Origin of the sequence: Shewanella sp. MTB7 (assembly GCF_027571385.1) — a bacterium.
GTDB lineage: Bacteria > Pseudomonadota > Gammaproteobacteria > Enterobacterales > Shewanellaceae > Shewanella.
This window is the reverse complement of record NZ_CP085636.1, coordinates 5,972,582-5,994,896: the sequence shown is the minus strand read 5'-3', so window position 1 is coordinate 5,994,896 and position 22,315 is coordinate 5,972,582. Positions and strand designations below refer to the sequence as shown.

Genomic DNA, 22,315 nt, shown 5'->3' with positions numbered 1-22,315 from the left:
CTGACGAACGAAGCTTGCAATACAGACAAAATAGCAAATCGCAAGCGAGAAAAACCTATGTGGGTTGTATGGTTAAGTGACTAAGCGTATACGGTGGATGCCTTGGCAGTCAGAGGCGATGAAGGACGTAGTAACTTGCGATAAGCGTTGGCGAGCTAGTAACAAGCATTTGAGCTAACGATGTCCGAATGGGGAAACCCACTAGCATAAGCTAGTATCACATACTGAATACATAGGTATGTGAGGCAAACCCGGGGAACTGAAACATCTAAGTACCCGGAGGAAAAGAAATCAACCGAGATTCCCTAGTAGCGGCGAGCGAACGGGGATTAGCCCTTAAGCGTAGAGGGTGTTAGTGGAATGTGTTGGAAAGCACAGCGGCACAGGGTGATAGCCCCGTACATGAAAACTAACTTTACGTGAAAACGAGTAGGACGGGACACGTGACATCTTGTCTGAACATGGGGGGACCATCCTCCAAGGCTAAATACTCCTGACTGACCGATAGTGAACCAGTACCGTGAGGGAAAGGCGAAAAGAACCCCTGTGAGGGGAGTGAAATAGAACCTGAAACCGTATACGTACAAGCAGTGGGAGCGGTTCAGCTCTTTCGAGAGCGAGAGGCCGTGACTGCGTACCTTTTGTATAATGGGTCAGCGACTTACATTTTGTAGCGAGGTTAAGCGAATAGCGGAGCCGTAGGGAAACCGAGTGTTAACTGCGCGTTTAGTTGCAAGGTGTAGACCCGAAACCCGGTGATCTATCCATGGGCAGGTTGAAGATTGAGTAACATCAATTGGAGGACCGAACCGACTTATGTTGAAAAATGAGCGGATGACTTGTGGATGGGGGTGAAAGGCCAATCAAACCGGGAGATATCTGGTTCTCCTCGAAAGCTATTTAGGTAGCGCCTCGAGCGAATACCATTGGGGTAGAGCACTGTTAAGGCTAGGGGGTCATCCCGACTTACCAACCCTTTGCAAACTCCGAATACCAATGAGTACTACTCGGGAGACACACGGCGGGTGCTAACGTCCGTCGTGAAAAGGGAAACAACCCAGACCGTCAGCTAAGGTCCCAAAGTTATTGCTAAGTGGGAAACGATGTGGGAAGGCTTAGACAGCTAGGATGTTGGCTTAGAAGCAGCCATCATTTAAAGAAAGCGTAATAGCTCACTAGTCGAGTCGGCCTGCGCGGAAGATTTAACGGGGCTAAGCAATACACCGAAGCTACGGGTGTGCACTTTATTGTGTACGCGGTAGAGGAGCGTTCTGTAAGCCGTTGAAGGTGAAGGGGTAACCCACGCTGGAGGTATCAGAAGTGCGAATGCTGACATGAGTAACGATAAAGGGAGTGAAAAACTCCCTCGCCGAAAGACCAAGGGTTCCTGTCCAATGTTAATCAGGGCAGGGTGAGTCGACCCCTAAGGCGAGGCCGAAAGGCGTAGTCGATGGGAAATGGGTTAATATTCCCATACCTCTACTAACTGCGATGGAGAGACGGAGAAGGCTAGGCTAGCGCGGCGTTGGTAGTCCGCGTTTAAGGTGGTAGGCAGTATTCTTAGGCAAATCCGGGAATACGCATTAAGTTGCAATGCTGAGAGCTGATGACGAGTCACTAAGGTGATGAAGTAGTTGATGCCATGCTTCCAGGAAAATCTTCTAAGCTTCAGGTTAGTAGGGATCGTACCCCAAACCGACACAGGTGGTTGGGTAGAGAATACCAAGGCGCTTGAGAGAACTCGGCTGAAGGAACTAGGCAAAATGGTACCGTAACTTCGGGAGAAGGTACGCTCCTGTTGGTGATGAGACTTGCTCTCTAAGCTGACGGGAGTCGCAGATACCAGGTGGCTGCAACTGTTTATCAAAAACACAGTACTGTGCAAACTCGCAAGAGGAAGTATACGGTATGACGCCTGCCCGGTGCCGGAAGGTTAATTGATTGGGTTATCTTCGGAGAAGCTCATGATCGAAGCCCCGGTAAACGGCGGCCGTAACTATAACGGTCCTAAGGTAGCGAAATTCCTTGTCGGGTAAGTTCCGACCTGCACGAATGGCGTAATGATGGCCACGCTGTCTCCAGCCGAGACTCAGTGAAGTTGAAATTGCGGTGAAGATGCCGTATACCCGCGGCTAGACGGAAAGACCCCGTGCACCTTTACTATAGCTTGGCACTGAACATTGAACCTACATGTGTAGGATAGGTGGGAGCCTTTGAAGCAGAGACGCTAGTCTTTGTGGAGGCAATCTTGAAATACCACCCTTGTAGTTTTGATGTTCTAACTTAGGCCCCTGAATCGGGGTTGAGGACAGTGTCTGGTGGGTAGTTTGACTGGGGCGGTCTCCTCCCAAAGAGTAACGGAGGAGCACGAAGGTTGGCTAAGTACGGTCGGACATCGTACGGTTAGTGCAATGGCATAAGCCAGCTTAACTGCGAGACATACACGTCGAGCAGGTACGAAAGTAGGTCATAGTGATCCGGTGGTTCTGAATGGAAGGGCCATCGCTCAACGGATAAAAGGTACGCCGGGGATAACAGGCTGATACCGCCCAAGAGTTCATATCGACGGCGGTGTTTGGCACCTCGATGTCGGCTCATCACATCCTGGGGCTGAAGTCGGTCCCAAGGGTATGGCTGTTCGCCATTTAAAGTGGTACGCGAGCTGGGTTCAGAACGTCGTGAGACAGTTCGGTCCCTATCTGCCGTGGGCGTTGGATGATTGAAGGAAGCTGCTCCTAGTACGAGAGGACCGGAGTGGACGAACCGCTGGTGTTCGGGTTGTTATGCCAATAGCATTGCCCGGTAGCTACGTTCGGAATCGATAACCGCTGAAAGCATCTAAGCGGGAAGCGAGTCCTAAGATGAGTCATCCCTAGAGATTAAATCTCTTTAAAGAGCCGTTCGAGACTAGGACGTTGATAGGCAAGGTGTGTAAGCGTTGTGAGGCGTTGAGCTAACTTGTACTAATGACTCGTAAGGCTTAACCATACAACCCAGATGGGTTTTATGTAGCTAGGTGATACTTAGCGACAAAAGAATACGAACTTGATTTAAGTTGGTCATAAAATGCTTCTGCATTTATGACATACAGTACCTCCGTGTACTAAAACCCAATTATTTAGAATTATCTTGCGAATGTGAGATAACAGCTTTCGAAATTATTTACCTTTAGCTTTTTAAACGCTGAAAGTAATAGCAAATTTGTCTGGAAACCATAGCATTGTGGCCCCACCTGATCCCATCCCGAACTCAGAAGTGAAACGCAATCGCGCCGATGGTAGTGTGGGGTCTCCCCATGTGAGAGTAGGTCATTTCCAGGCGCCTATTTTACTCGTAAAGAGTAGTATTTAAGCCCGCTACGATGTAGCGGGCTTTTTTACGTCTACAATTTGTAATTTCCAGATATTTTCTGTATTCAGCATCATCTTTGTGGCTCAGCGTTGCAGGCCATTACAGGAGCTCTCAGATTTTAAAGTGAAGAAGCCACCTTATGAAGGTGGCTTTCCTGTTTACGTTCGTTGATACAACATGTCGAGGTGGGGGATCCCATCTTCTAAATAGACCTCTGAGACGGGTTTAAATCCGAGTTTCTGATAGAAGGATTTGAGGTACTCCTGTCCACCAAGCTGAATATTGTTGTTGGGCCAATATTCATTAGCTAAACCTATTGCTTGATCCATTAAGAATTTAGCATTTCCGCCCCCTCTGGCCTTCTCGGCAACCAGAACGCGACCGATACTCGAATCTGGATAACTTACCCCAGGAGCGAGTACGCGTGCATAAGCAACTATTTCGCCCTGGGGATCTCTACCAATAAGGTGGCGAGTTTCGGGGTGCCTATCTTTGTCGTCCAGTTCTGGGTAGGGACAATTTTGTTCAACAATAAAAACGTCGATTCTCAGTTTTAATACGTCATATAGCTCATCAAGACTGAGTTGTTTAAACGACAAATCACTCCACTGCATATTTTTCCCTAAGGCATAAAAATTTAGTTTACCACTACTATGCTATCGCTAAAAACATTGATTAGTAAAAAGCTGAGATCTGGGCAGAGTGTTTGTTAAGCGTGAGATCAATAATACGACTTAGATCTTGCTGCTGTTAAGCACTGTCACGGCGGAAGCATGTTGGAAAGGCTTAATGTGCATCGCCGCGATGAGTCGAAATACTGACTATGGGCAGTGGTGGGCTTTAGTCGATTAAAATGAGTTTTTACTAAGCAAAATCAAATTTTATTAAATTAAAAAGTGCTTGTGTGCAAATAATGCTGATAAAGCTGCTAATATTGCAGTCAATTTTTTAGTATTAATGAGAAAGAGTGAGATGGGAAGAGCATACCAAAACAAGAAAGAATCTATGGCCAAAACGGCGGGACAGAAGACTAGAATTTACTCTCGCTATGGTAAAGAGATCTATGTTTGCGCTAAAAGTGGTGGTTTCGATCCTGACGGTAACCTTTCACTACGTCATTTAATTGCTAAAGCTAAGAAAGATCAGGTTCCTGCTCATGTTATTGAACGTGCCATCGAGAAAGCCAGAGGTGGTGGTGGTGAGGATTATGAGACTGCACGTTATGAAGGTTTCGGTCCTGGTGGTTGCATGGTTATTGTCGATTGCCTAACTGATAATGTTAAGCGTACCTTTACTGAAGTTCGCCAAGCATTCGTAAAGAACGATGCTAAGCTTGGTGGCCCAGGTACTGTTGGCCATATGTTCGAGCATCAAGCTATTTTTGTCTTTAAGGGTGAAGATGAAGATGGAGTGCTAGAGATGCTAATGATGGCTGATGTCGATGTGACTGATGTTGAACTCGAAGATGGTATGATCAGTGTATATGCACCGCACACAGAGTTTTACAAGACTAAAACAGCATTAACAGAAGCAGATCCTGAAGTTGAATTTGAAGTCGAAGAGATCACTTTCATTCCTCAGACTATGACAGAGGTTAGCGATCCTGAAGTGATCGAGCAGTTTGAAAAGTTTTTAGCAGCGCTTGAAGATTGTGATGATGTACAAAATGTCTATCACAACGCTGAACTGCCATCGGACTAAGTCCGATGGCAGTACTGAGTGAATCTTGTAAGCTCAATCAGGATCATGGGTCTTGATTGAGCTTTTATATTTACGCATTAGCCTACTTTTGGTTTGCTAACGTCTTTACTCCTAGCAGATGCTTAGTATCGACCTTGTGCTATACTGTTTCCTCGATTTTTTGGAGGCAATAATGGACGCATCTTCTTTACTAGACGGCCTGAATGATAAACAACGCGAAGCCGTAGGGGCACCGCAATCCAGTATGTTGGTGTTGGCGGGCGCAGGCAGTGGTAAGACTCGGGTATTAACCCACAGAATTGCCTGGCTGATGCAAGAGGAACAGCAAAGTCCTTACTCTATTATTGCGGTAACTTTTACCAATAAAGCGGCCGCAGAGATGCGCGAGCGCGTGGAAAAAGTCAGCGGTAGCAATATGAGTCGCATGTGGATCGGTACTTTCCACGGTTTGGCTCACCGTCTTCTACGTACTCACTATCAAGATGTCAATCTGCCGCAAACATTTCAAATCATCGATTCTGACGATCAGCTAAGGCTAATCAAACGTATTCTTAAAAGTCTTAACCTTGATGAGAAGCAGTATCCGCCTCGTCAGGCTCAAGGCTATATTAATGGTAAGAAAGATCAGGGATTACGTCCTAAGCATATTGATGCAGGTGGTTTCCCTATTGAGCAGACTTTGTTGCAAATTTATCAGGTTTACCAAGAGTCATGCGATCGCGCTGGTTTGGTGGACTTTGCTGAGATCTTACTGCGTGCCCATGAGCTTTGGCTGAATAAGCCTCATGTGCTTAAGCATTATCAAGATAGATTTAAAAATATCTTGGTCGATGAGTTTCAGGATACCAACGCGATTCAGTATGCTTGGATCCGTATGTTAGCAGGTGATACTGCCAATGTGATGATTGTTGGTGATGATGATCAGTCCATTTACGGTTGGCGTGGCGCTCAAGTTGAGAACTTGCACAAGTTCCTCGAAGACTTCCCGAAAGCCAGTACTATTCGATTAGAACAAAACTACCGTTCTACCGGGCATATCCTCAAGGCATCGAACGCGGTTATTGCTAATAATCCTGAGCGATTGGGCAAGAAGCTGTGGACTGAGGATAAAGATGGCGAACGTATCTCCATTTATTGCGCCTTTAACGAGATGGATGAGGCTCGCTTTATTGTTGGCCGTATCAGTGATTGGCACGATATGGGCGGAGATCTCAGTAAGTGTGCGATTCTATACCGTTCTAATGCACAATCTCGTGTATTGGAGGAAGCGCTGCTGCATAAGGGCTTAGCTTACCGAATTTATGGTGGCTTGCGTTTCTTCGATCGTCAAGAGATTAAAGATGCAATGAGTTATATGCGTCTTATCAATAACAAAGATGATGACGCTGCATTCGAACGTGTGGTTAACACGCCTCCTCGCGGTATCGGCGGCCGAACCTTAGATATTCTTCGTTCCACAGCACGTCAACAAGAGCTGACGTTGTGGCAGACCTGTGTACGAGCGATTGAAGAGAAATTACTTAACGGCCGTGCTGCAAATGCAGTTAATGGCTTTTTAGATCTAATTGTTGAGATGCAGCAAGATACTGCAGAGATGAGCTTACATAACACCACCGACCATGTGATTCGTGTCTCTGGGCTCAAAGTGATGTATGAAACAGAAAAGGGCGAGAAGGCTCGTTCACGTGTTGAAAACCTTGACGAACTAGTGACCGCCGCACGCACTTTTATCTTACCCGAAGAGAGTGAAGATATGGGTGAGCTTAATGCCTTTTTATCTCATGCAGCGTTAGAGGCTGGAGAAGGTCAGGCTGATGCCTTTACTGATGCAGTGCAGTTAATGACCTTACATTCAGCCAAAGGACTCGAGTTCCCCGTGGTCTTTATGTCTGGTGTTGAAGAGGGGTTATTCCCGAGTCAAATGGCAATGGATGAGGGCGACAGGCTTGATGAAGAGCGTCGTCTCTGCTATGTGGGCATGACACGTGCGATGGAGAAGCTTTACATTACCTACGCTGAGACTCGTCGTATCTATGGTCGTGAAAACTTTGCAAGTCCATCACGCTTTATCAAGGAGATCCCGACTGAGCATGCCGAGGAGATCCGCTTAAAAACTCAAGTGAAAGCGCCTGTGCGAGTTAAACCTACACCTACTCGAACAACAGTTGTTAATGACACTGGTTTTAAGTTAGGCCAAGGCGTTATGCACCCTAAATTTGGTCAAGGTAAGGTCACTGGCACTGAAGGAAGTGGTGCTCAGGGTCGAGTGCAAGTTAACTTTTTAGATGTGGGTAGCAAGTGGCTCGTCGTCGCTTATGCGAAACTTGAAACCTGCTAAATAGCGATTGCAAGTGGATAGATGTCAGTCATAATGCTTATGGCTGACATCTATCCACAAACGACCTCAGAATGCTCGTTTCAGTGTTCTCGTAGGATAGTTGAACAAGGCAGTGATTGAGGGAATGGTTCTTCCCTTGTCGATATCACTAACACAGTGTAGATATTCTACGGGAGTTCCCGAAGGGCAAGGCGAGAAGCAACATTTTTCTGTGTTATGAAATATTGAATTACGACTGCGTGGATGCAGAAGATAGGGCGAAGCAGGGTGCCTGAGCCGAGAATAACTAGTCCAGCAATTTCATGCCATGAACTCTGTCACTTCTCGACATGCTGAATCCTGCATATTGAAGTGGCTTGGGTATATCGATGTGAGAAGATTTATAGCCAAACGAGCACTTTTAAGTGGCTTGGATATAGAGGCTGGAGTGATTTTTAGGAGAGCCTAGATGAATGTTAAGGATAAATTAGACGCCTATTTGCGTTTAGCTCGATTGGATCGACCTATTGGCACTTTGCTCTTGATGTGGCCCTGCTTGATGGCACTCGTGCTCGCTGCCGGTGGTATGCCGGATCTTAAGGTGTTAGTTATTTTTATTATTGGCGTAGTTGTGATGCGAGCCTGTGGTTGCATTATCAATGACTACGCGGACCGCTCTCTTGACTCACATGTAGAACGCACTAAATCTCGACCATTAGCCAGTGGTGAAGTGTCAGTTAAAGAGGCGTTGATTCTGTTTGTGGTTATGGGGCTGTTAGCCTTTAGCCTGGTTCTGATGCTTAATCCTTTAGTGGTAAAACTCTCCTTTGTGGGGATAATATTGACTATTATCTATCCCTTCACTAAACGCTTCACTAATATGCCGCAGATGTTTCTCGGTGTCGTTTGGAGCTGGTCTATCCCTATGGCTTATGCGGCACAAACGGGTGAGATACCTGCCGCTGCTTGGTGGTTATTTGCTGCAAACTGGTGCTGGACAGTCGCGTACGACACCATGTATGCCATGGTCGATAGGGATGATGATCTAAAGGTGGGTATCAAGTCGACGGCGATTCTTTTTGGTCAGTATGATCGCCAGATCATTGCGTTATTTCAGTTGGCTGCACTTGGGTGTTTTATTACTGCGGGTTGGGCTGCGGATCGTGGTCTGGTTTACGCTCTGGGCATTATCACCTTTATTGGTTTCAGTTTATATCAACAGAAACTTATCTATGGTCGCGAGCGCGCTCCCTGTTTTAAAGCCTTTCTCAATAACAATTGGGCGGGTTTGAGTCTGTTTATCGCCCTTGGTGTTGATTACATTATCTAGTTTTTAGCGCTTCAAAGGATATTGAGTTTGTTCAATGTCCTTTCCTCCTCTATTCACCTTCCTCTTGCATCACTCTGGTTGTATATATGCTTAGCTAGCGAACACATTTAATGTAACATAGTGTCAACATGTATTCGCAAGGAGCCTTTATGAGGCGTAGTGTCAAGTTCAGGCTTATCTTTTTAATAAGTGCCGCAGTCAGTTATTGGTTAGGTTTCCACTTTCTTCCCCAGAGCCTAGAGACTGACAACAACAAGCACTTGTTGATTGGTTTTTCAGCTCTCTATTTTGTCTTACTCCCACTCATCTACTGGTTTTGTATCATCAAAATAAGTGAGCAAAAACTATGGAAGATGCTGTTAATATTTAGCTTGAGTAGTTTGATGGCTCGACTTAGTTTTCCCGTCGAAGTGGCGTCATATTTCGAATTTATTGCTTGGCTGCGTTATCCCATCATTGCAGTGTTACTGGCTATTCAGTTGTTCTTGATGGTTAGTATCATCAAGGGGTTGTGGCAAGCACGTAATTTATCCGGCGACCCAAGAGTGCATGTTTTAGATACTCTTCAGGAGCAAGATGATAAGAAGCGTTCACTGGCATTAGTTATAGCATCAGAACCTGCCAGTTGGTATTACGCCATTCCTTATTTGTCACGTAACCATCTCCCAGGCATCACTCATCTACAGCTACGTTCAAGTTCCCTCTGGTATTGGTTTATGCTGATATTAGGGACATTAGCAACCTCATCGCTAGCCTATTTCATTATCGAACCTTGGAGCCAACTTGCCGCCATTATAGTGGCAAGTATTGTGAGTTATAGCCTAGTGATGGTAACGGCGAACTATAGGATATCTAAACACTACTCACTCTATAGTCAGCACGATAACTTGGTCATTAACAATAGTGTCTGGGGCTTTATGTCGGTTAAATTAACCGACATCACCGATATTCAAATAGGTGAGTATCTGAGAAAAGAGGATAAGGAGGGGCTACATTTTGGCTATGGTGCTAGCAGCAATATCAAGTTGAGTTTTAAGCTGCCGCAGACCTACTATGGCGGCCTAGGCCAACTGACTGAACGGGTCGACAGTATCGATATGCAAGTGTCGGATCCGCAGGCTTTGGTTGAATATATCCAGAAGTACCAGATAAGAGATCCTGAAAGCTTGGGTCAAAAAATATTATCAGAGAGTGGAGCGACTGAAGTATTGTCTCAATTTGGTTCGGGTAATCAAGCGTGAAAAACATATTTTATTCTGTGTGTTAAGTGAGATTTTAGACAAATTAAATGTTATGCCAAGATAAACAACAAGGATTAATATGACATCATTAGTGTAGCTAGGTGAGAATATATGGACACATGAAGATACTATGTTCTTAGGAGGTACTCAGAGATTACGCATGACTATTGTGAAGTTGAGTTGTGGTGGACTCTGGATACACTCCCCGACAAAGCCTAATGCTGAGTTACAAGCCGAGATAGATAAAGTTTGAACTCGAAAATGACACCTTTTAAGCTTAGCTATTGTCCATGTTATACGCAGTAAGAATACACAGTCTTAAAACTGATAGTTTAAGTGGAGCCCGAAGCGATCGATGGATCCGCTTTCTAGTACGAAATGTTCCAACTTAACGTGAACTATGGCCCAATTAGATATTATGTAGCTCAACTCTATCCCGCCATAGGGAGTGGTACCTTTGTTGTTCTGGTTCGAAGATAAGGGATCAGTAGGATCAGAGGACTGTTCTCGTGACCATTTAAATGCCCCAGCATGGAGAAAAGCGCTGAATCTAGATGTCAGGATGAGTTGCTTACCTATCTTGGCTCCCCATCCTAGGTATAGATGTGAGCCGATATGCTGTTGTTTAATATAACTAGAGTCATCCAAAAAGTTGCGGCTCTGCTCAAATAATCGATATTCACCACCTAACTCTAAGTTTTCATAAAGCATCATCCAGTTTGAACGGTGGACATAACCAACAGAGAAGGGATTCCTGTAGTCACTAGTATTGGTTGATGGCTCTGAATAATAGGGATTCAAGGCCTGAAATAGAGATTCTTTTTCACTGGCCATTGCTGGGTTATCCCAAATGATTAAGTTGCTGAGGATAATCAGTAAAGATGAACGTAATGGCTGTTTAGTATACGCTTGAGTATGGCTATAAAGGTGATGCATATGCTTTTCCTCTTTTAGCCCATTTTGTTATATCGCTTTAATTAACCAAAGATTCAAATAATATCCTAGGTTAATTAAAGCGCTGAAACATGGGTTAAACGGGTATGACGATAATAGGGAGAAACAAGCATTAAGTAGACCAGCAGTATTGGCCTACCTTGTGTTTCAAGCAGTTACAAAGGTATTATTTTTAGAGGTCAAAAAACTGCCGTAGTATTATTAATCTGATTGATTTGTATTGATAAAATATGAAAGTACGAACATAAAAATGACACTGGGAGTGCATTTTGACTATGTTGCATTAGATGTCAGAAATATACCAATTGACAGTTTTTTAACACGAGAATCAGACCTATTGATTGAAGCTAAACCTATCTTAATCGGCTCGTCATCTTCGAGACATATAGAGGGGGGGATAATGCATTATGTTTGCGTTTGGAAGTTGCAATGACTTTAGCGCCGAGTAAGCAAGTTTACCTTAAGCCTTGCTCAATTTTGAGGCTGCTTTAAGCATTTTGTCGGGGGACAAATGAAATTATATCAAATCAGCTTATTATCTATGATGATCACGGCTTTTGGAGCCCATGCAACAGGTGTCGATCTGGAGGTTAGCCAGCCCTACACTAATTCTCACCTCTCTTCTGGATCCGCTGCTGTCGTTAACGATGGCAATATCCTTGTTGTTGGTGATGACATGGAGTGGTTATTCTCAGTTAATAAGGATTATCAGATCCTAGATAGATATTCTTTGTCTACAAGTGAAACGCCTTCAGAAGGGCGGATGAAGAAGAAACTAAAACTTGATTTTGAATCCATGACCAAGTTGACGTATCAAAGTCAGGAGTACTATTTGATATTGGGTTCCGGTAGCAAGAAGGTTAAACGTGAGCATGCGGTATTGATGGCAGCAGGCGATCACAGTAAGCAAATTTTATCATTGAGTCCTTTATATAAGGCGTTATATAAAGCTTCCGGCATGACGGGTAAGCAGAAGCTTAATATCGAAGGCTTAGCGAACAGTGACGACATGGCTTATATTTTCAACCGAGGCAATGAAGGCAAAAACATCGTTTTCTCCTTGAAGTTAGATCAGATGATGAACTTCATCAGTGGCAAGAGTGATAGTTTGACCTCCCTGAGCGCTGTCGATATTGAACTTCCCTCTATTGGTGCTTTTCAAGCGACGCTATCAGGTGCCGACTTCTGGCCTGAAACTAACAGCATTGTTTACTCCGCCTCAGTAGAGGGTACTGATACTGCCGTGGGCGATGGTAAGGTCATGGGCAGTTTTATTGGTGTGCTACCTATAGATAAGCTGACAAATAGTGCCGGAGTATTGGATTTGACTAAAAATACACAACTGCTGACCCTTAATGGTCAGAACGTTCTCACTAAGGTTGAGTCTGTGGCAATTGCCAACTCAAATTTAAATGAAGTTCAGGGTTATCTTGTTAGCGATAATGATAATGGCACAAGTCAGTTTTTCAGCTTTAAAATGAAGGCAGATTAACATTTTGGTCCTGTTAAGAGGGCTGGTGGCATTTTTGCCACCAGCCCTCGTCGTATCTACACTCATTGATTTAAAGCATGAGGCTCTCTCTGTTATTTTTCCTTAACTCTATATCTGTTTGTTTTTGCCATGCATATTGTCATTATCTCCCGACTTTTCCCCAGCTCCTCCCTGTATTGCCACCACCTTCAATTGCCCCGTAGCGCAGTTGAGGCTTAGGCTAACGCTAACGCAAGCATTGATATTAAATGCTTGAGGTTTATTGGACTACTACATAACTCAGAATGACTGTGGGGGGGGGGGAACACTTTGCTAAACAGAGTCGTTATCCCAATAAGTTTAAGAATATGGATGTTTACAGAAGGATTTAATGCAATGAATACTAGACAATTTACGCTACAACCTAAGGGATTGCGTCAAGGAGCACATTATAAATCGACAGTGACAGGAGGTAAGATCTTTTTGTCTTTGAGCTTATTGTTCTTTTCGTCATACTCCTTGGCAACAGATTGCCCTTCGGCTGCTGTGGCCAGTCCCAAAAACAGTAACCTTTATCTTTATTACCCTGCAGTAGTCGATCCCTTTTTTCCTGATTTTCAGCCAGGTTTTGGTGTTACTCCGGCCCAGCCTTTTAACGTCAGTGACCTGGACGCCAGTATCGGAACAACGGCGCAACTGCGCGACGAAATTACGCAAGTTGTGGTCAATGATTACTGTGAGTTTAGTATTGATGTCCGGCCTGTAACTTCAATGCCGACACTCACTGAACCTCGATGGCAAGTGTTGGGTATTGGCTCTGATATTTCCAGCTACAGTGCTGGCTTATTTGGTATCGCTTCTGCGGTGGACACCAATGATAACGATGCGCAAGATCATGGGCGGGTATTTGGACAGGGCTTTGCAGCCTCATGCGGGTCTGCATTGTCTGGAGCGGGCTCAACGTTAGCCCGCTGGGGTTATGCGCTCGGCGGCACAGCCAGTCACGAAGCGGGTCATAACTATGGCGTTGCTCATGGAAACTCAGCAGCGCTTCCCGGTGAAACGCCCACCAACAGCCACATTTTAGCCACAGGTTCAACCGGGCTCACTTGTAATGGACGTGTGTTAGATCGTCATTTCAGTGATACTAGCTACAGTATCCTTGGGCATAATGTCGGACTGAACTCTGAAACGTTGCACAATTGGGACTTTGTAAACCCCAACGGAGCTCCTGCTCATGGGATGAAAATCAAAATACTCAGCAGTGCTACTTCACTCAATATGAATTGGGTGTACTTATGGACTATGGCGCCTTGGGATTCACCAAACGTCTCAGGTGTTCTCGGCACGCAAGTGTATCAGGGCACGACTTACAATATATTTGAGCTCACTTACACTACACCAAAATCTTGGAGCGGTGGTGCTGATGGGGTCGTACCTCCCGGGAGCATATTTCACCTAGGAGCCACGTTTAATGAGAATGTGATTGTGGTGGATACTCAGCTATATGACAGCAGTAGTAACCTGATGACGCTAGCGCCTAGAATACCAAGTTATGATGTCGGTGATATTAACATTGTTAACGGTAACTTTGAGATAGCACTTGCTAATCTTGAGCCAGAGCGGCCCTTTATCATTCGAGATCTGCAGGTACAGTTGTTGCCGCGCACTGCCGCCGTGGAATCTATGATGCGAAATGAAGCGCCATTCTTTCTCTCAAATGGCGACAGAGTACGTATTAACCCAGTGACCAATGTGCCTATTCTATGGGAGAGCGAAGGTGAAAGAGAGGTTTATCTGACCGAAGAGCCTTTGATTGTGCCCATTGCTAACATTGCTAAAGGCAGAAATATCGACTTTCTTTATGAAGATGATCCCGACTGTGAAAAGGATATCGCTCAACAACGAACCCTAGAGCAGGATGCGGCGATTGGGACGCCTGAAGTTAAATACTGTAAGAAAGGGACTGCACTTAGTCTATTCCCCGCGACTCGAGTGTATATCACTGCTACCGTTATTGAACCTGATGTGAAACATTGGGATCCTCGTCGTCGTGAATATGTCATGGGTCCACTGGAAACCCGTATTTACTTTCAAACAGAAGGCGTTGTACCTGATTTGAATGAAAACGGTACCGATGATTTATTGGATATTCGCTATGGTAAGTCTAGTGATCGTAACGAAAATGGCATTCCTGATGAAGTTGAGGGACGTCGTTAATGACTCCTTTGGCAGTTAAAAACTGACTGGCTTGATGGTCATGGTATCAACAAAAAAGCACTTCAATCGAAGTGCTTTTTAAATGTGACTAGTTAAGCCAAGTTCCAATTACCTAACGCCAAAACGCCTCTTAGTCTTTACTGACGTTCACTTTAAACGAACTTAATCTGAGAATTGGGCTAAAAATGTTGTTGATGGCATAAAGTAGAGTCCGCCAGTTTGTGCATCAACAAAGTCCAATAAACGATCATAGTCGCCATTTTCATCGGCATAGATCATCTGTGTCAGTGACGTTTTGATAATTTCAGGTGTGGAGGCAAACCCAACGAAAAAAGTACCGTGTTCTTTGGCATTTCCCCAAGGTCGGTTCTGTCTCAGCATTTTGATTTCAACATCATCAATTTCAACCTTACTCTTGGCATTGTGTGCCCAAGCGGGTTTAACGTCGTCATCAAGTTCAATATTGTCCATCTTCGTTCGGCCAATGACCTGCTCTTGATACTCAGTGTGTTGCGCTTCCCACTTATCGAGATGATCGACATAGCGTTGTACTGTGAGGTAGCTGCCACCTTGATGGATATCAATATCTTCTCGCACGAGCACAGCTTCAACTCGCTCGTCACCGACAGGATTCTCAGTTCCATCGACAAAATCTATCATGTCGCGGTTATCGAGATATTTATACCCTTGGATATCTTCAATAAGCTCAGCAATAGCGGCAAGATCGCGAACGATAAGTTTGGCCGCTTGAAAATTGAGATCCATGCGGTTGGATTTAATCATGAAAAAGATGTCGCCTGGTGTCGTAGGGAAGTGTCTTGTTCCATCCTGCATCTCGGTAAAAGGCTGAAGTTGTGCTGGTATAGCAATGCTTGGGAACAGTTGTGCCCAAGCATTGGCGGAGAAACCTACACTTACAGAAAGGTCTGCATCGAGATCTTTTTGATTGATTGATTTAGTGATGACTTCGAGCTTAGCGAGCGCTGTGCCTATGTGTTCACTGGGTGAAGCACTTTTATCTGCTGGCAAGAGCACAAAGGTCATGTATTCGGCATGTACTGTAGGGTTGGATAATACACCTGCTTGCGCCAAGTTACTTAAAGCTGTCATTGTTTGCTCCTGTAGAAGAAAATAGGGTAAAGCTCATTTTTAACCATCATATTATATCTGATTCAATCAGGGTGTGATATTTCATTACTATTGGGTATGGAACTGAATAATCGCCATTAAATATTTTTAATCAACAATGGCGTTAGTCATCTTCCCTTAAAACAAAAAAGCACTTCAATCGAAGTGCTTTAATATTATCGGTTGTTGATAAGTGATAAAGCCTCAACTAACCAAACAATTATAACCCTAAGTTTTTACTAGCTTTTCCAGATCTGCAGGGCGGTAGTATACCGACTTAAGTACCTTGCCTTGGCGAACGGTTTTTCCTGCCATATCGACATCTTTAGCACATTTGGCGATGATGAAATCACCTTTCTGGCTGCCAACAATCTCGACGCCTTGCTTAGCATAAAATTCGACGGTTTCAGCTAGCTCTTTCTCATTGCGACATACCTTGCTCATGTTGCTTGAGTGGACTTCATCCCAGCAGGTTAAAAAGTCAATTTCGCGGTTTTTAGCGACATTTAGCAGAAGATCGATGACATAACTGATCTCAACCCGGTCATTAACCTGTGAAGCACCAAGGTGAACCAAACGGCCCATAAGCACGTAAATGGAGTCAACAATAGCATCAGCTTGTTCGATGCGAGTGTCGGCTTCGGCAAGCTCAGTGAGTTCTTCAATCGCAAGCGAGGTGTGCAATGTGTCAGCCTTATCATCCAATGTCGTTTCATCTTCACTAGGCAGATCGAAAGTCGAGCGGAACTGGAGTATGTCACGGTAAAGATGATCGTAAAGTGGCTGATTCAGTGCAGTTAGTTTCATTGAGTAGACCTTGAAGTTGTAGCAGGTGTTCGAATTGCAGTAATTCTAATTTAATAGGACAGTAAAAGAAACCTAGGTAGAGGTCACTTATGGTCTACTAAGTTATCTAACTTAGGTGTAAAAATAGTATTTTTAATAGCTTAATCACCACTGAGGGCATCGACAATTAATTGAAATACCGTATTGATAGCACCATTGGTGACATCTTGTGAGTTCGTTTGTTCGTCTCTGTTTGAAGGATGACTTTCGGCTTGTCTTTGCTCAGCAGCTTCTTTGGTTTCTTGGCCGAACACTGCAGCAGAGTGGGCTATTTTTGTGCTTGAACATGCGCTTAGTTGCATGGCGAGTAGAGCAGTAACTAATATTTTATAGCTGTAATTCATATAGTTAGATCCATCTAAAAAGTAATTTTGGTAAATAAAATATACTGTAAGAGCCACGGTTGCAATGAAATGCTGGCTAGAGGTGCTCAATAGCGTTAACTTTTGCTTGATTATCCAACATCGCATTAAAAACTAGCTTTTGATAATGTTCATCTCAACCAAGCCGAAATATTTTACAAGGCATTCATTACAAGTTTTATCTCAGATTAATGAATAATTAACTGAATCTAGGCCTCGATACTGAATTTATAGTCTGCAATGGCATTTTTTATTACTTCTGTTGCTGTTTCCCTTCAGCCATCGACTGTAGACGAACTTGTTAATTTTATGTAAGGATGATCGGCCGCGACGCAATTGAAAAACCATCGTTGAATGGTATTGGTAGCGCTACATAAGAACAATAATAAGGAATATGCGATGACCTCAAAAACTGATCCTCAGCAATCAGAATATCATCCGCAACAAGACTCTAATTCTACTCAGGGCTCAAATGGTTCTGGGCCAGAACATAAACAAGCTAGCTTATTGGATGCTTTACTCCCTATCATCGCCTTGATGGTGATGCTAACCGCAGCAGTTTACCTCTTCTCTTCAGACAGCTCATCGGGTGCTAATCAAATTGCATTAATTATGGCAGCATGTGTCGCTTTGATGGTTGGAGTCAAAAATGGCTATAGCTGGAAAGAGATGGAAGAGGGGATCGTGTTAAGTGTCTCAATGGCCACAGGGGCTATGCTGATCCTCTTTACGGTTGGCTCTTTAATTGGTACTTGGATACTCTCGGGAACAGTGCCGACGATGATCTATTATGGCATGAAGATCTTAAACCCTGAGTATTTCTATGCGGCGTCATGTCTGTTATGCGCCGTTGTTGCGATCAGCATAGGTAGCTCATGGACCGTCGCTGGCACTTTAGGTATTGCGCTTATTGGTGTTGCTGGTGCCATGGGGCTGAATGTTGAGATCACTGCGGGGGCGATTATCAGTGGTGCCTATTTTGGCGATAAGATGTCACCTATGTCTGACACGACTAACCTAGCCCCTGCGGTTGCTGGTACCGATCTGTTTAGTCATATTAGACACATGGTATGGACGACAGTACCCAGTATTATTATTGCATTGATAGGATTTCTGTTATTAGGCTTTACAACTGAAGTCCCGGCAACTGGGGCTGAGTTAGCCAAAACTATGTCGATATTACAAACTCAGTTTGGACCAGGTATACACCTCTTGTTTCCTTTGTTTGTGGTGCTTTTTTTAGCTTATAAGAAAATGCCTGCTTTTCCTACTGTGATTGCCGGTACTATGGCTGGCGCTCTGTGTGCCGCTATTTTTCAGTTTGATAATGTGGTTGAGTTTGTTGGCGACCCTAGCCTGCTCCCTTTTGTGGCATTAATTAAAGGGATCTGGATCGCTATGTTTGATGGCTATACCGCCAATACGGGTAATGAGATGATCGATAGCTTGTTGAGCCGAGGTGGCATGGGCAGCATGATCAATACTGTGTGGCTAATTCTATGTGCCATGGCGTTTGGTGGGGTGATGGAACGGACTGGGTTACTGAAGCGAATTTTGCAGAGCATGTTAGTGTTTGTAAAGTCCAGCAGCAGTTTGATCCTGACGACGCTGGTTAGCGGCATCGGTGCTAACTTGATCACCGCCGATCAGTTTATCGCCATCATCTTACCCGGTCGTATGCTTAAGGTGGAATACACTAAACGTGGTTTAGCACCTGTAAACCTGAGCCGTGCACTGGAAGACTCCGCGACCATCACAAGTCCACTGATCCCATGGAATACCTGTGGTGCCTATATGGCTAGTACCTTAGGTGTGGCGACGATTGCTTACCTGCCTTATGCTTTCTTTAATCTTGTTTGTCCGTTAGTTAGTGCCAGCTACGCCTACTTTGATTTCAAAATACTTAAATTGGAAGATATGGATGAAGCTGAGTTAACCACCGGCTAAATAAATGTTAGATACTAATAAGATGGCAAGCTACGTGTTTTAGACTTGCGACTTTAAGATCCTCAAACTGGAAGGTATGGATGAAGCTTGTCACTGCTGTTGTGCCATTTGATTATCCATCTCATCAATAAGCTGCTTAAAACCAGCTTCTTCATTGATAGTCTTAAAGCTTGGGTCCATCACGACTAAGTTTCTTGCTAGTAAGCCCTGGTTGATCGCCTGAATAAGATAGCGATAGCTCTTACTGCTATTGCTATCTTTGGCGTATATCTGTGCTAATGCCAAACTGTCACTGGGTCTATCTGAGCCTTGGGCCAGTTCATGTTTAAACTCGGCTTCGAGATGAGCTAGCTGCTTATCTGAATGTTGATTACTCGCCAAATAGTAAAGTAGCTCGCCTTTTACTCTTATTTGGCGGTTATCAGATTGGATCAGCTCCTCTGTCAATGTTCTTACCTGTTTCAGCTCCCCTAAATAGAGGTGGGCTCTTGCTAGTCCCTCGATGAAAGCGAGTTGTTCAGGATAACGTGCTATCAGATTTTGGTAATGAGTCTTAGCCTGAGTGAACAGGCCTTGTTGCAGTAATCTGGCACCCTGGGTGCTATTGGCCAATAGAGAGTCAGGTTGAAGTTTAAGTGCTTTATCTAGCCAGATCTGTGCCGTGGGGGATTGACCGAGGACAAATAGGATCTGTGCCTTATGCAACATGCTAACGCTGTTACTTGGATCTGCCTCTAAGGCCTTATTAATCCAATGAAGTGCCTGTTGCAGTTGCCCCATCTCCCGATAAATAAAACCGAGATTGGACATGGCTTCGTTATAGTTTTTGCGCTTTTGCAGCGCTTTTAAATTGGCAGATATCGCTTTGGTTAACCAACCGCGATTGTAGTAAGCCAGTCCCAGAGATTTATAGCCTTGAGCCAGATTAGGATCCAGCGCGATCGCTTTGTAGGCGGCATCGATCGCCAGTTGCTGCCATTGAGATGGGCCACTGAATTGAAATACGCCCTGACTATAGGCATCCGATAGTCCGGCGTAGGCTCTGGCCATATTGGGATTGATCTCGATAGCCGAATTGAAGAGCTCTATGGCCAGTTTGTTATCCTTCTGCCTATATCTGTGGTAATAATCCAGCCCATTTTCATAGAGTTCATTGTCGAAACCATTGGCGATCTTTGCGGCCAAGGTTTCTGATACAGGATCCGGCATCTTGTGGCTTGAGGAATAGAGCAGGGCGATGCAGGCAAGCACTATCACCACACAGGCTAAGGTGAGTGAAGTCACTTTCCAGTAGAGCGGATAGCTGCTGCCGTTGGCTGGTGATACATGGGTATCGGTGGCGAGATCAAGCCTAATGGATAGGCTGAGATCTGGGATGGCAGTGACTTCTACATGGGGGATAAGGCGATAACCTCGTCCGCGAATGGCTTCTATATAAGTGGGATCGGCAGCATTATCGCCCAATACACGCCGTACTAGTTTGATCCTTTGTTTGAGGGTTTCATCTCCTACGACGATCTCCGGCCAGATCTGTTCGATCAAAACTTGTTGGCTTACGATCCCCGGCGCCGACTGGCATAACACACATAGCAGACGATAACTGAGCCAAGGCAGTTTGAGCTCTTGAGTCTGGTTGCGAACTAAAGTGCCCAATTGGGTATTGAGATCGAGATCGGCAAATTGGTAGCGGTAGTTGATAGCGGCCTCCAGCATCCAGTGATTTCCATGTGTTTTATGTCGACTAACCTTCACTTTACCTCGGCTTCACCAAACTGTAACGGCTTTCACCAATCTTCACTAACTCTTACTTAAGGTTTCACCTTAGCTTCAAACAAGCTAAAAGGGCGAGGTATAGGTTAAAAATACAACAGAACTAGAAAGAAGAATGGATATGGAAAGCAAAGTTGAGTTAGCAGATGCTGGGAAAATAATTGATAAGTCGGAACAGAGGAGTATGACGCACCCCAAAGGGCTCTATGTGTGTTTTTTTACTGAGATGTGGGAGCGTTTTAGTTTCTATGGGTTAAAAGCCTTGTTGATTTTTTATCTGACAGATCACTTTCTGTTTAGCGATCTGGAAGCGGCAAACATCTTCGGCAACTACTTTGCCCTAGTTTATGCTTTGCCTCTTGTGGGGGGAGTGTTAGCCGATCGCTATCTGGGGGGTAAGCGTGCGGTTACTTTTGGGGCAATCTTGCTCTGTTTAGGTCATTTCGGGATGGCTTTTGAGGGAGAGGCTGCATATATCGATGGATTCGGTAACAAGATAGCTAGCACTGGCCTTCCGATCTTTTATCTTTCGCTCTCTTTTATCATTGTCGGTGTTGGTTTTTTAAAGCCCAATATCTCCACCATAGTAGGTAAGCTTTATGATAAAAATGATCCTCGAAAAGACGCTGGATTTACCCTTTTTTATATGGGTATTAACGTGGGTGCTGCACTGGCTGCTATCGTTTGTGGCTACGTAGGAGTCACGTATGGTTGGTCTTATGGATTTGCTTTGGCTGGCTTCGGAATGTTGTTTGGTTTAGCGGTCTTCTTAGTGGGTCAGACTTATCTAAAAGGATGCGCTGATACCCCGGATCTTCAATTGTTAACCCAACCCATGTGGTGGCGCTTTACTCACGAACACCTGATCTATATTTTTGCCATTGTGATGGTCTTGCTGGTGGCCATTATCATTGGTGATCATCAAGTGGTGGGCGGCCTGCTCACTTTTAGCTTTGTGGCGATTGGTTTTTGGTTGGTTTGGTACTGCATTAATGAGGTTTCTGTTGAGGTTAAACAGAAACTCTATGCCGCTGTCACTCTGGTGATGATGTCTACCATCTTCTTTCTCTGTTTCTTGCAGTCGGGCAGTTCGATGAACCTGTTTGCCGATCGCATTACAGATAGAGTGATATTGGGTGTTGAGATCCCCGCGCCAATGTTTCAGTCACTCAACGCTATTTTCATTATTCTATTGGCGCCTCTCTTTGCGAAAACCTGGCAATGGATGATCCAAAAAGGGATAGCACCAAGTACCCCAATGAAATTTGCTTTAGGTCTGATTCAGGTGGGATTAGGTTTTTTAGCTCTGGTGATGGGACTGGCTTTTGCTGAGGGCAATGAGCAGGTTGCTGTAGGTTGGTTAGTACTTGCTTACTTATTACACACCACTGGTGAGTTATGTATCTCTCCTATCGGCCTATCGATGATCACTAAATTGTCAGCGACAAAAATTGTCGGGTTGATGATGGGGCTGTGGTTTTTAGGTTCGGCCATTGCTGAGTACATCGCTGCATTTCTTGCTGGCAATAGTTCGGCGGAACAGTTAGGAATATCGCAACACCAAAGTTTCACCCTGCTGTATACCGATATCATGTGGATAGCATTTGCAGGTGCGACATTAACCTTATTGCTGACGCCTCTGCTCAAGCGTTGGATGTGGGATGTGGATTAAATGAA

Annotated in this window: 15 protein-coding genes and 2 rRNA genes; 11 read left to right on the top strand and 6 right to left on the bottom strand. The window is 44.6% G+C overall.

Going from position 1 to position 22,315, the window contains the following annotated elements:
- Positions 1 to 70: 70 nt before the first annotated feature.
- Both HWQ47_RS26065 and rrf read left to right on the top strand, forming a co-directional pair.
- Positions 71 to 2,988: ribosomal RNA gene (locus HWQ47_RS26065) — 23S ribosomal RNA — on the top strand.
- Between the two features lie 216 nt (positions 2,989 to 3,204).
- A 5S ribosomal RNA gene (gene rrf / locus HWQ47_RS26060) occupies positions 3,205 to 3,320 on the top strand.
- A gap of 189 nt (positions 3,321 to 3,509) precedes the next feature.
- Here rrf and HWQ47_RS26055 read toward each other — a convergent pair.
- A complete protein-coding gene (locus HWQ47_RS26055; RefSeq protein WP_269968855.1) occupies positions 3,510 to 3,965 on the bottom strand; it encodes a GNAT family N-acetyltransferase in 456 nt (151 codons plus the stop codon).
- 358 nt (positions 3,966 to 4,323) lie between these two features.
- Between HWQ47_RS26055 and HWQ47_RS26050 the strand changes: the two genes are divergently transcribed.
- The 5 genes from HWQ47_RS26050 to HWQ47_RS28175 all read left to right on the top strand — a co-directional run bounded on the left by HWQ47_RS26050 (position 4,324) and on the right by HWQ47_RS28175 (position 10,193).
- A complete protein-coding gene (locus tag HWQ47_RS26050; RefSeq protein WP_269968854.1) occupies positions 4,324 to 5,052 on the top strand; it encodes a YebC/PmpR family DNA-binding transcriptional regulator in 729 nt (242 codons plus the stop codon).
- Positions 5,053 to 5,224: 172 nt separating this feature from the next.
- Complete coding sequence (gene uvrD, locus HWQ47_RS26045; protein ID WP_269968853.1) at positions 5,225 to 7,390, top strand: DNA helicase II; 2,166 nt, start codon at positions 5,225 to 5,227, stop codon at positions 7,388 to 7,390.
- Positions 7,391 to 7,838: 448 nt separating this feature from the next.
- Positions 7,839 to 8,699, top strand: coding sequence for a 4-hydroxybenzoate octaprenyltransferase (ubiA, locus tag HWQ47_RS26040; protein WP_269968852.1), 861 nt, complete (start codon positions 7,839 to 7,841; stop codon positions 8,697 to 8,699).
- Between the two features lie 149 nt (positions 8,700 to 8,848).
- Complete coding sequence (locus tag HWQ47_RS26035) at positions 8,849 to 9,940, top strand: hypothetical protein (RefSeq protein WP_269968851.1); 1,092 nt, start codon at positions 8,849 to 8,851, stop codon at positions 9,938 to 9,940.
- A gap of 109 nt (positions 9,941 to 10,049) precedes the next feature.
- Entirely contained in the window at positions 10,050 to 10,193 is a 144-nt protein-coding gene (locus HWQ47_RS28175; protein WP_442802094.1) for a hypothetical protein, read from the top strand.
- Positions 10,194 to 10,258: 65 nt separating this feature from the next.
- On the opposite strand, the gene HWQ47_RS26030 is transcribed toward HWQ47_RS28175, so the two are convergent.
- Complete coding sequence (locus HWQ47_RS26030; protein WP_269968850.1) at positions 10,259 to 10,876, bottom strand: hypothetical protein; 618 nt, start codon at positions 10,874 to 10,876, stop codon at positions 10,259 to 10,261.
- A gap of 529 nt (positions 10,877 to 11,405) precedes the next feature.
- Between HWQ47_RS26030 and HWQ47_RS26025 the strand changes: the two genes are divergently transcribed.
- Both HWQ47_RS26025 and HWQ47_RS26020 read left to right on the top strand, forming a co-directional pair.
- Positions 11,406 to 12,386, top strand: a complete 981-nt coding sequence (locus tag HWQ47_RS26025) for a DUF6929 family protein (RefSeq protein ID WP_269968849.1) — start codon at positions 11,406 to 11,408, stop codon at positions 12,384 to 12,386.
- 375 nt (positions 12,387 to 12,761) lie between these two features.
- A complete protein-coding gene (locus tag HWQ47_RS26020) occupies positions 12,762 to 14,585 on the top strand; it encodes a hypothetical protein (RefSeq protein ID WP_269968848.1) in 1,824 nt (607 codons plus the stop codon).
- 162 nt (positions 14,586 to 14,747) lie between these two features.
- Here the strand turns inward: HWQ47_RS26020 and HWQ47_RS26015 are convergent, their stop codons facing one another.
- From HWQ47_RS26015 to HWQ47_RS26005, 3 genes are all read right to left on the bottom strand, one after another.
- Positions 14,748 to 15,695 carry a Dyp-type peroxidase gene (locus tag HWQ47_RS26015; RefSeq protein ID WP_269968847.1) on the bottom strand — a complete coding sequence of 316 codons (948 nt, stop codon included), beginning with the start codon at positions 15,693 to 15,695 and terminating at the stop codon, positions 14,748 to 14,750.
- Positions 15,696 to 15,941: 246 nt separating this feature from the next.
- Positions 15,942 to 16,520, bottom strand: coding sequence for a nucleoside triphosphate pyrophosphohydrolase family protein (locus HWQ47_RS26010; RefSeq protein ID WP_269968846.1), 579 nt, complete (start codon positions 16,518 to 16,520; stop codon positions 15,942 to 15,944).
- A gap of 140 nt (positions 16,521 to 16,660) precedes the next feature.
- Positions 16,661 to 16,903, bottom strand: a complete 243-nt coding sequence (locus HWQ47_RS26005; RefSeq protein ID WP_269968845.1) for a hypothetical protein — start codon at positions 16,901 to 16,903, stop codon at positions 16,661 to 16,663.
- Between the two features lie 417 nt (positions 16,904 to 17,320).
- On the opposite strand from HWQ47_RS26005, the gene nhaC reads away from it, so the two are divergent.
- Positions 17,321 to 18,868 (top strand): Na+/H+ antiporter NhaC, encoded by a 1,548-nt coding sequence (gene nhaC / locus HWQ47_RS26000; RefSeq protein ID WP_269968844.1) that lies wholly within the window; start codon positions 17,321 to 17,323, stop codon positions 18,866 to 18,868.
- 90 nt (positions 18,869 to 18,958) lie between these two features.
- On the opposite strand, the gene HWQ47_RS25995 is transcribed toward nhaC, so the two are convergent.
- Positions 18,959 to 20,581: a tetratricopeptide repeat protein gene (locus HWQ47_RS25995; protein WP_269968843.1), complete on the bottom strand. Its 1,623-nt coding sequence runs from the start codon at positions 20,579 to 20,581 to the stop codon at positions 18,959 to 18,961.
- A gap of 178 nt (positions 20,582 to 20,759) precedes the next feature.
- Here HWQ47_RS25995 and HWQ47_RS25990 point away from each other — a divergent pair, with 178 nt between their 5' ends.
- Positions 20,760 to 22,310, top strand: a complete 1,551-nt coding sequence (locus tag HWQ47_RS25990) for a peptide MFS transporter (protein ID WP_269968842.1) — start codon at positions 20,760 to 20,762, stop codon at positions 22,308 to 22,310.
- Positions 22,311 to 22,315: the final 5 nt, after the last annotated feature.

What these genes read in the sequence shown, in the direction of transcription:
- HWQ47_RS25995 (WP_269968843.1), bottom strand. Translation starts at nt 20,581, where the DNA reads ATGCTGGAGGCCGCTATCAACTACCGCTACCAATTTGCCGATCTCGAT.
- HWQ47_RS25990 (WP_269968842.1), top strand. Translation starts at nt 20,760, where the DNA reads ATGGAAAGCAAAGTTGAGTTAGCAGATGCTGGGAAAATAATTGATAAG.
- HWQ47_RS26025 (WP_269968849.1), top strand. Translation starts at nt 11,406, where the DNA reads ATGAAATTATATCAAATCAGCTTATTATCTATGATGATCACGGCTTTT.
- HWQ47_RS26015 (WP_269968847.1), bottom strand. Translation starts at nt 15,695, where the DNA reads ATGACAGCTTTAAGTAACTTGGCGCAAGCAGGTGTATTATCCAACCCT.
- HWQ47_RS26050 (WP_269968854.1), top strand. Translation starts at nt 4,324, where the DNA reads ATGGGAAGAGCATACCAAAACAAGAAAGAATCTATGGCCAAAACGGCG.
- ubiA (WP_269968852.1), top strand. Translation starts at nt 7,839, where the DNA reads ATGAATGTTAAGGATAAATTAGACGCCTATTTGCGTTTAGCTCGATTG.
- HWQ47_RS26005 (WP_269968845.1), bottom strand. Translation starts at nt 16,903, where the DNA reads ATGAATTACAGCTATAAAATATTAGTTACTGCTCTACTCGCCATGCAA.
- HWQ47_RS26010 (WP_269968846.1), bottom strand. Translation starts at nt 16,520, where the DNA reads ATGAAACTAACTGCACTGAATCAGCCACTTTACGATCATCTTTACCGT.
- HWQ47_RS26030 (WP_269968850.1), bottom strand. Translation starts at nt 10,876, where the DNA reads ATGCATCACCTTTATAGCCATACTCAAGCGTATACTAAACAGCCATTA.
- uvrD (WP_269968853.1), top strand. Translation starts at nt 5,225, where the DNA reads ATGGACGCATCTTCTTTACTAGACGGCCTGAATGATAAACAACGCGAA.
- HWQ47_RS26055 (WP_269968855.1), bottom strand. Translation starts at nt 3,965, where the DNA reads ATGCAGTGGAGTGATTTGTCGTTTAAACAACTCAGTCTTGATGAGCTA.
- HWQ47_RS26020 (WP_269968848.1), top strand. Translation starts at nt 12,762, where the DNA reads ATGAATACTAGACAATTTACGCTACAACCTAAGGGATTGCGTCAAGGA.
- HWQ47_RS26035 (WP_269968851.1), top strand. Translation starts at nt 8,849, where the DNA reads ATGAGGCGTAGTGTCAAGTTCAGGCTTATCTTTTTAATAAGTGCCGCA.
- nhaC (WP_269968844.1), top strand. Translation starts at nt 17,321, where the DNA reads ATGACCTCAAAAACTGATCCTCAGCAATCAGAATATCATCCGCAACAA.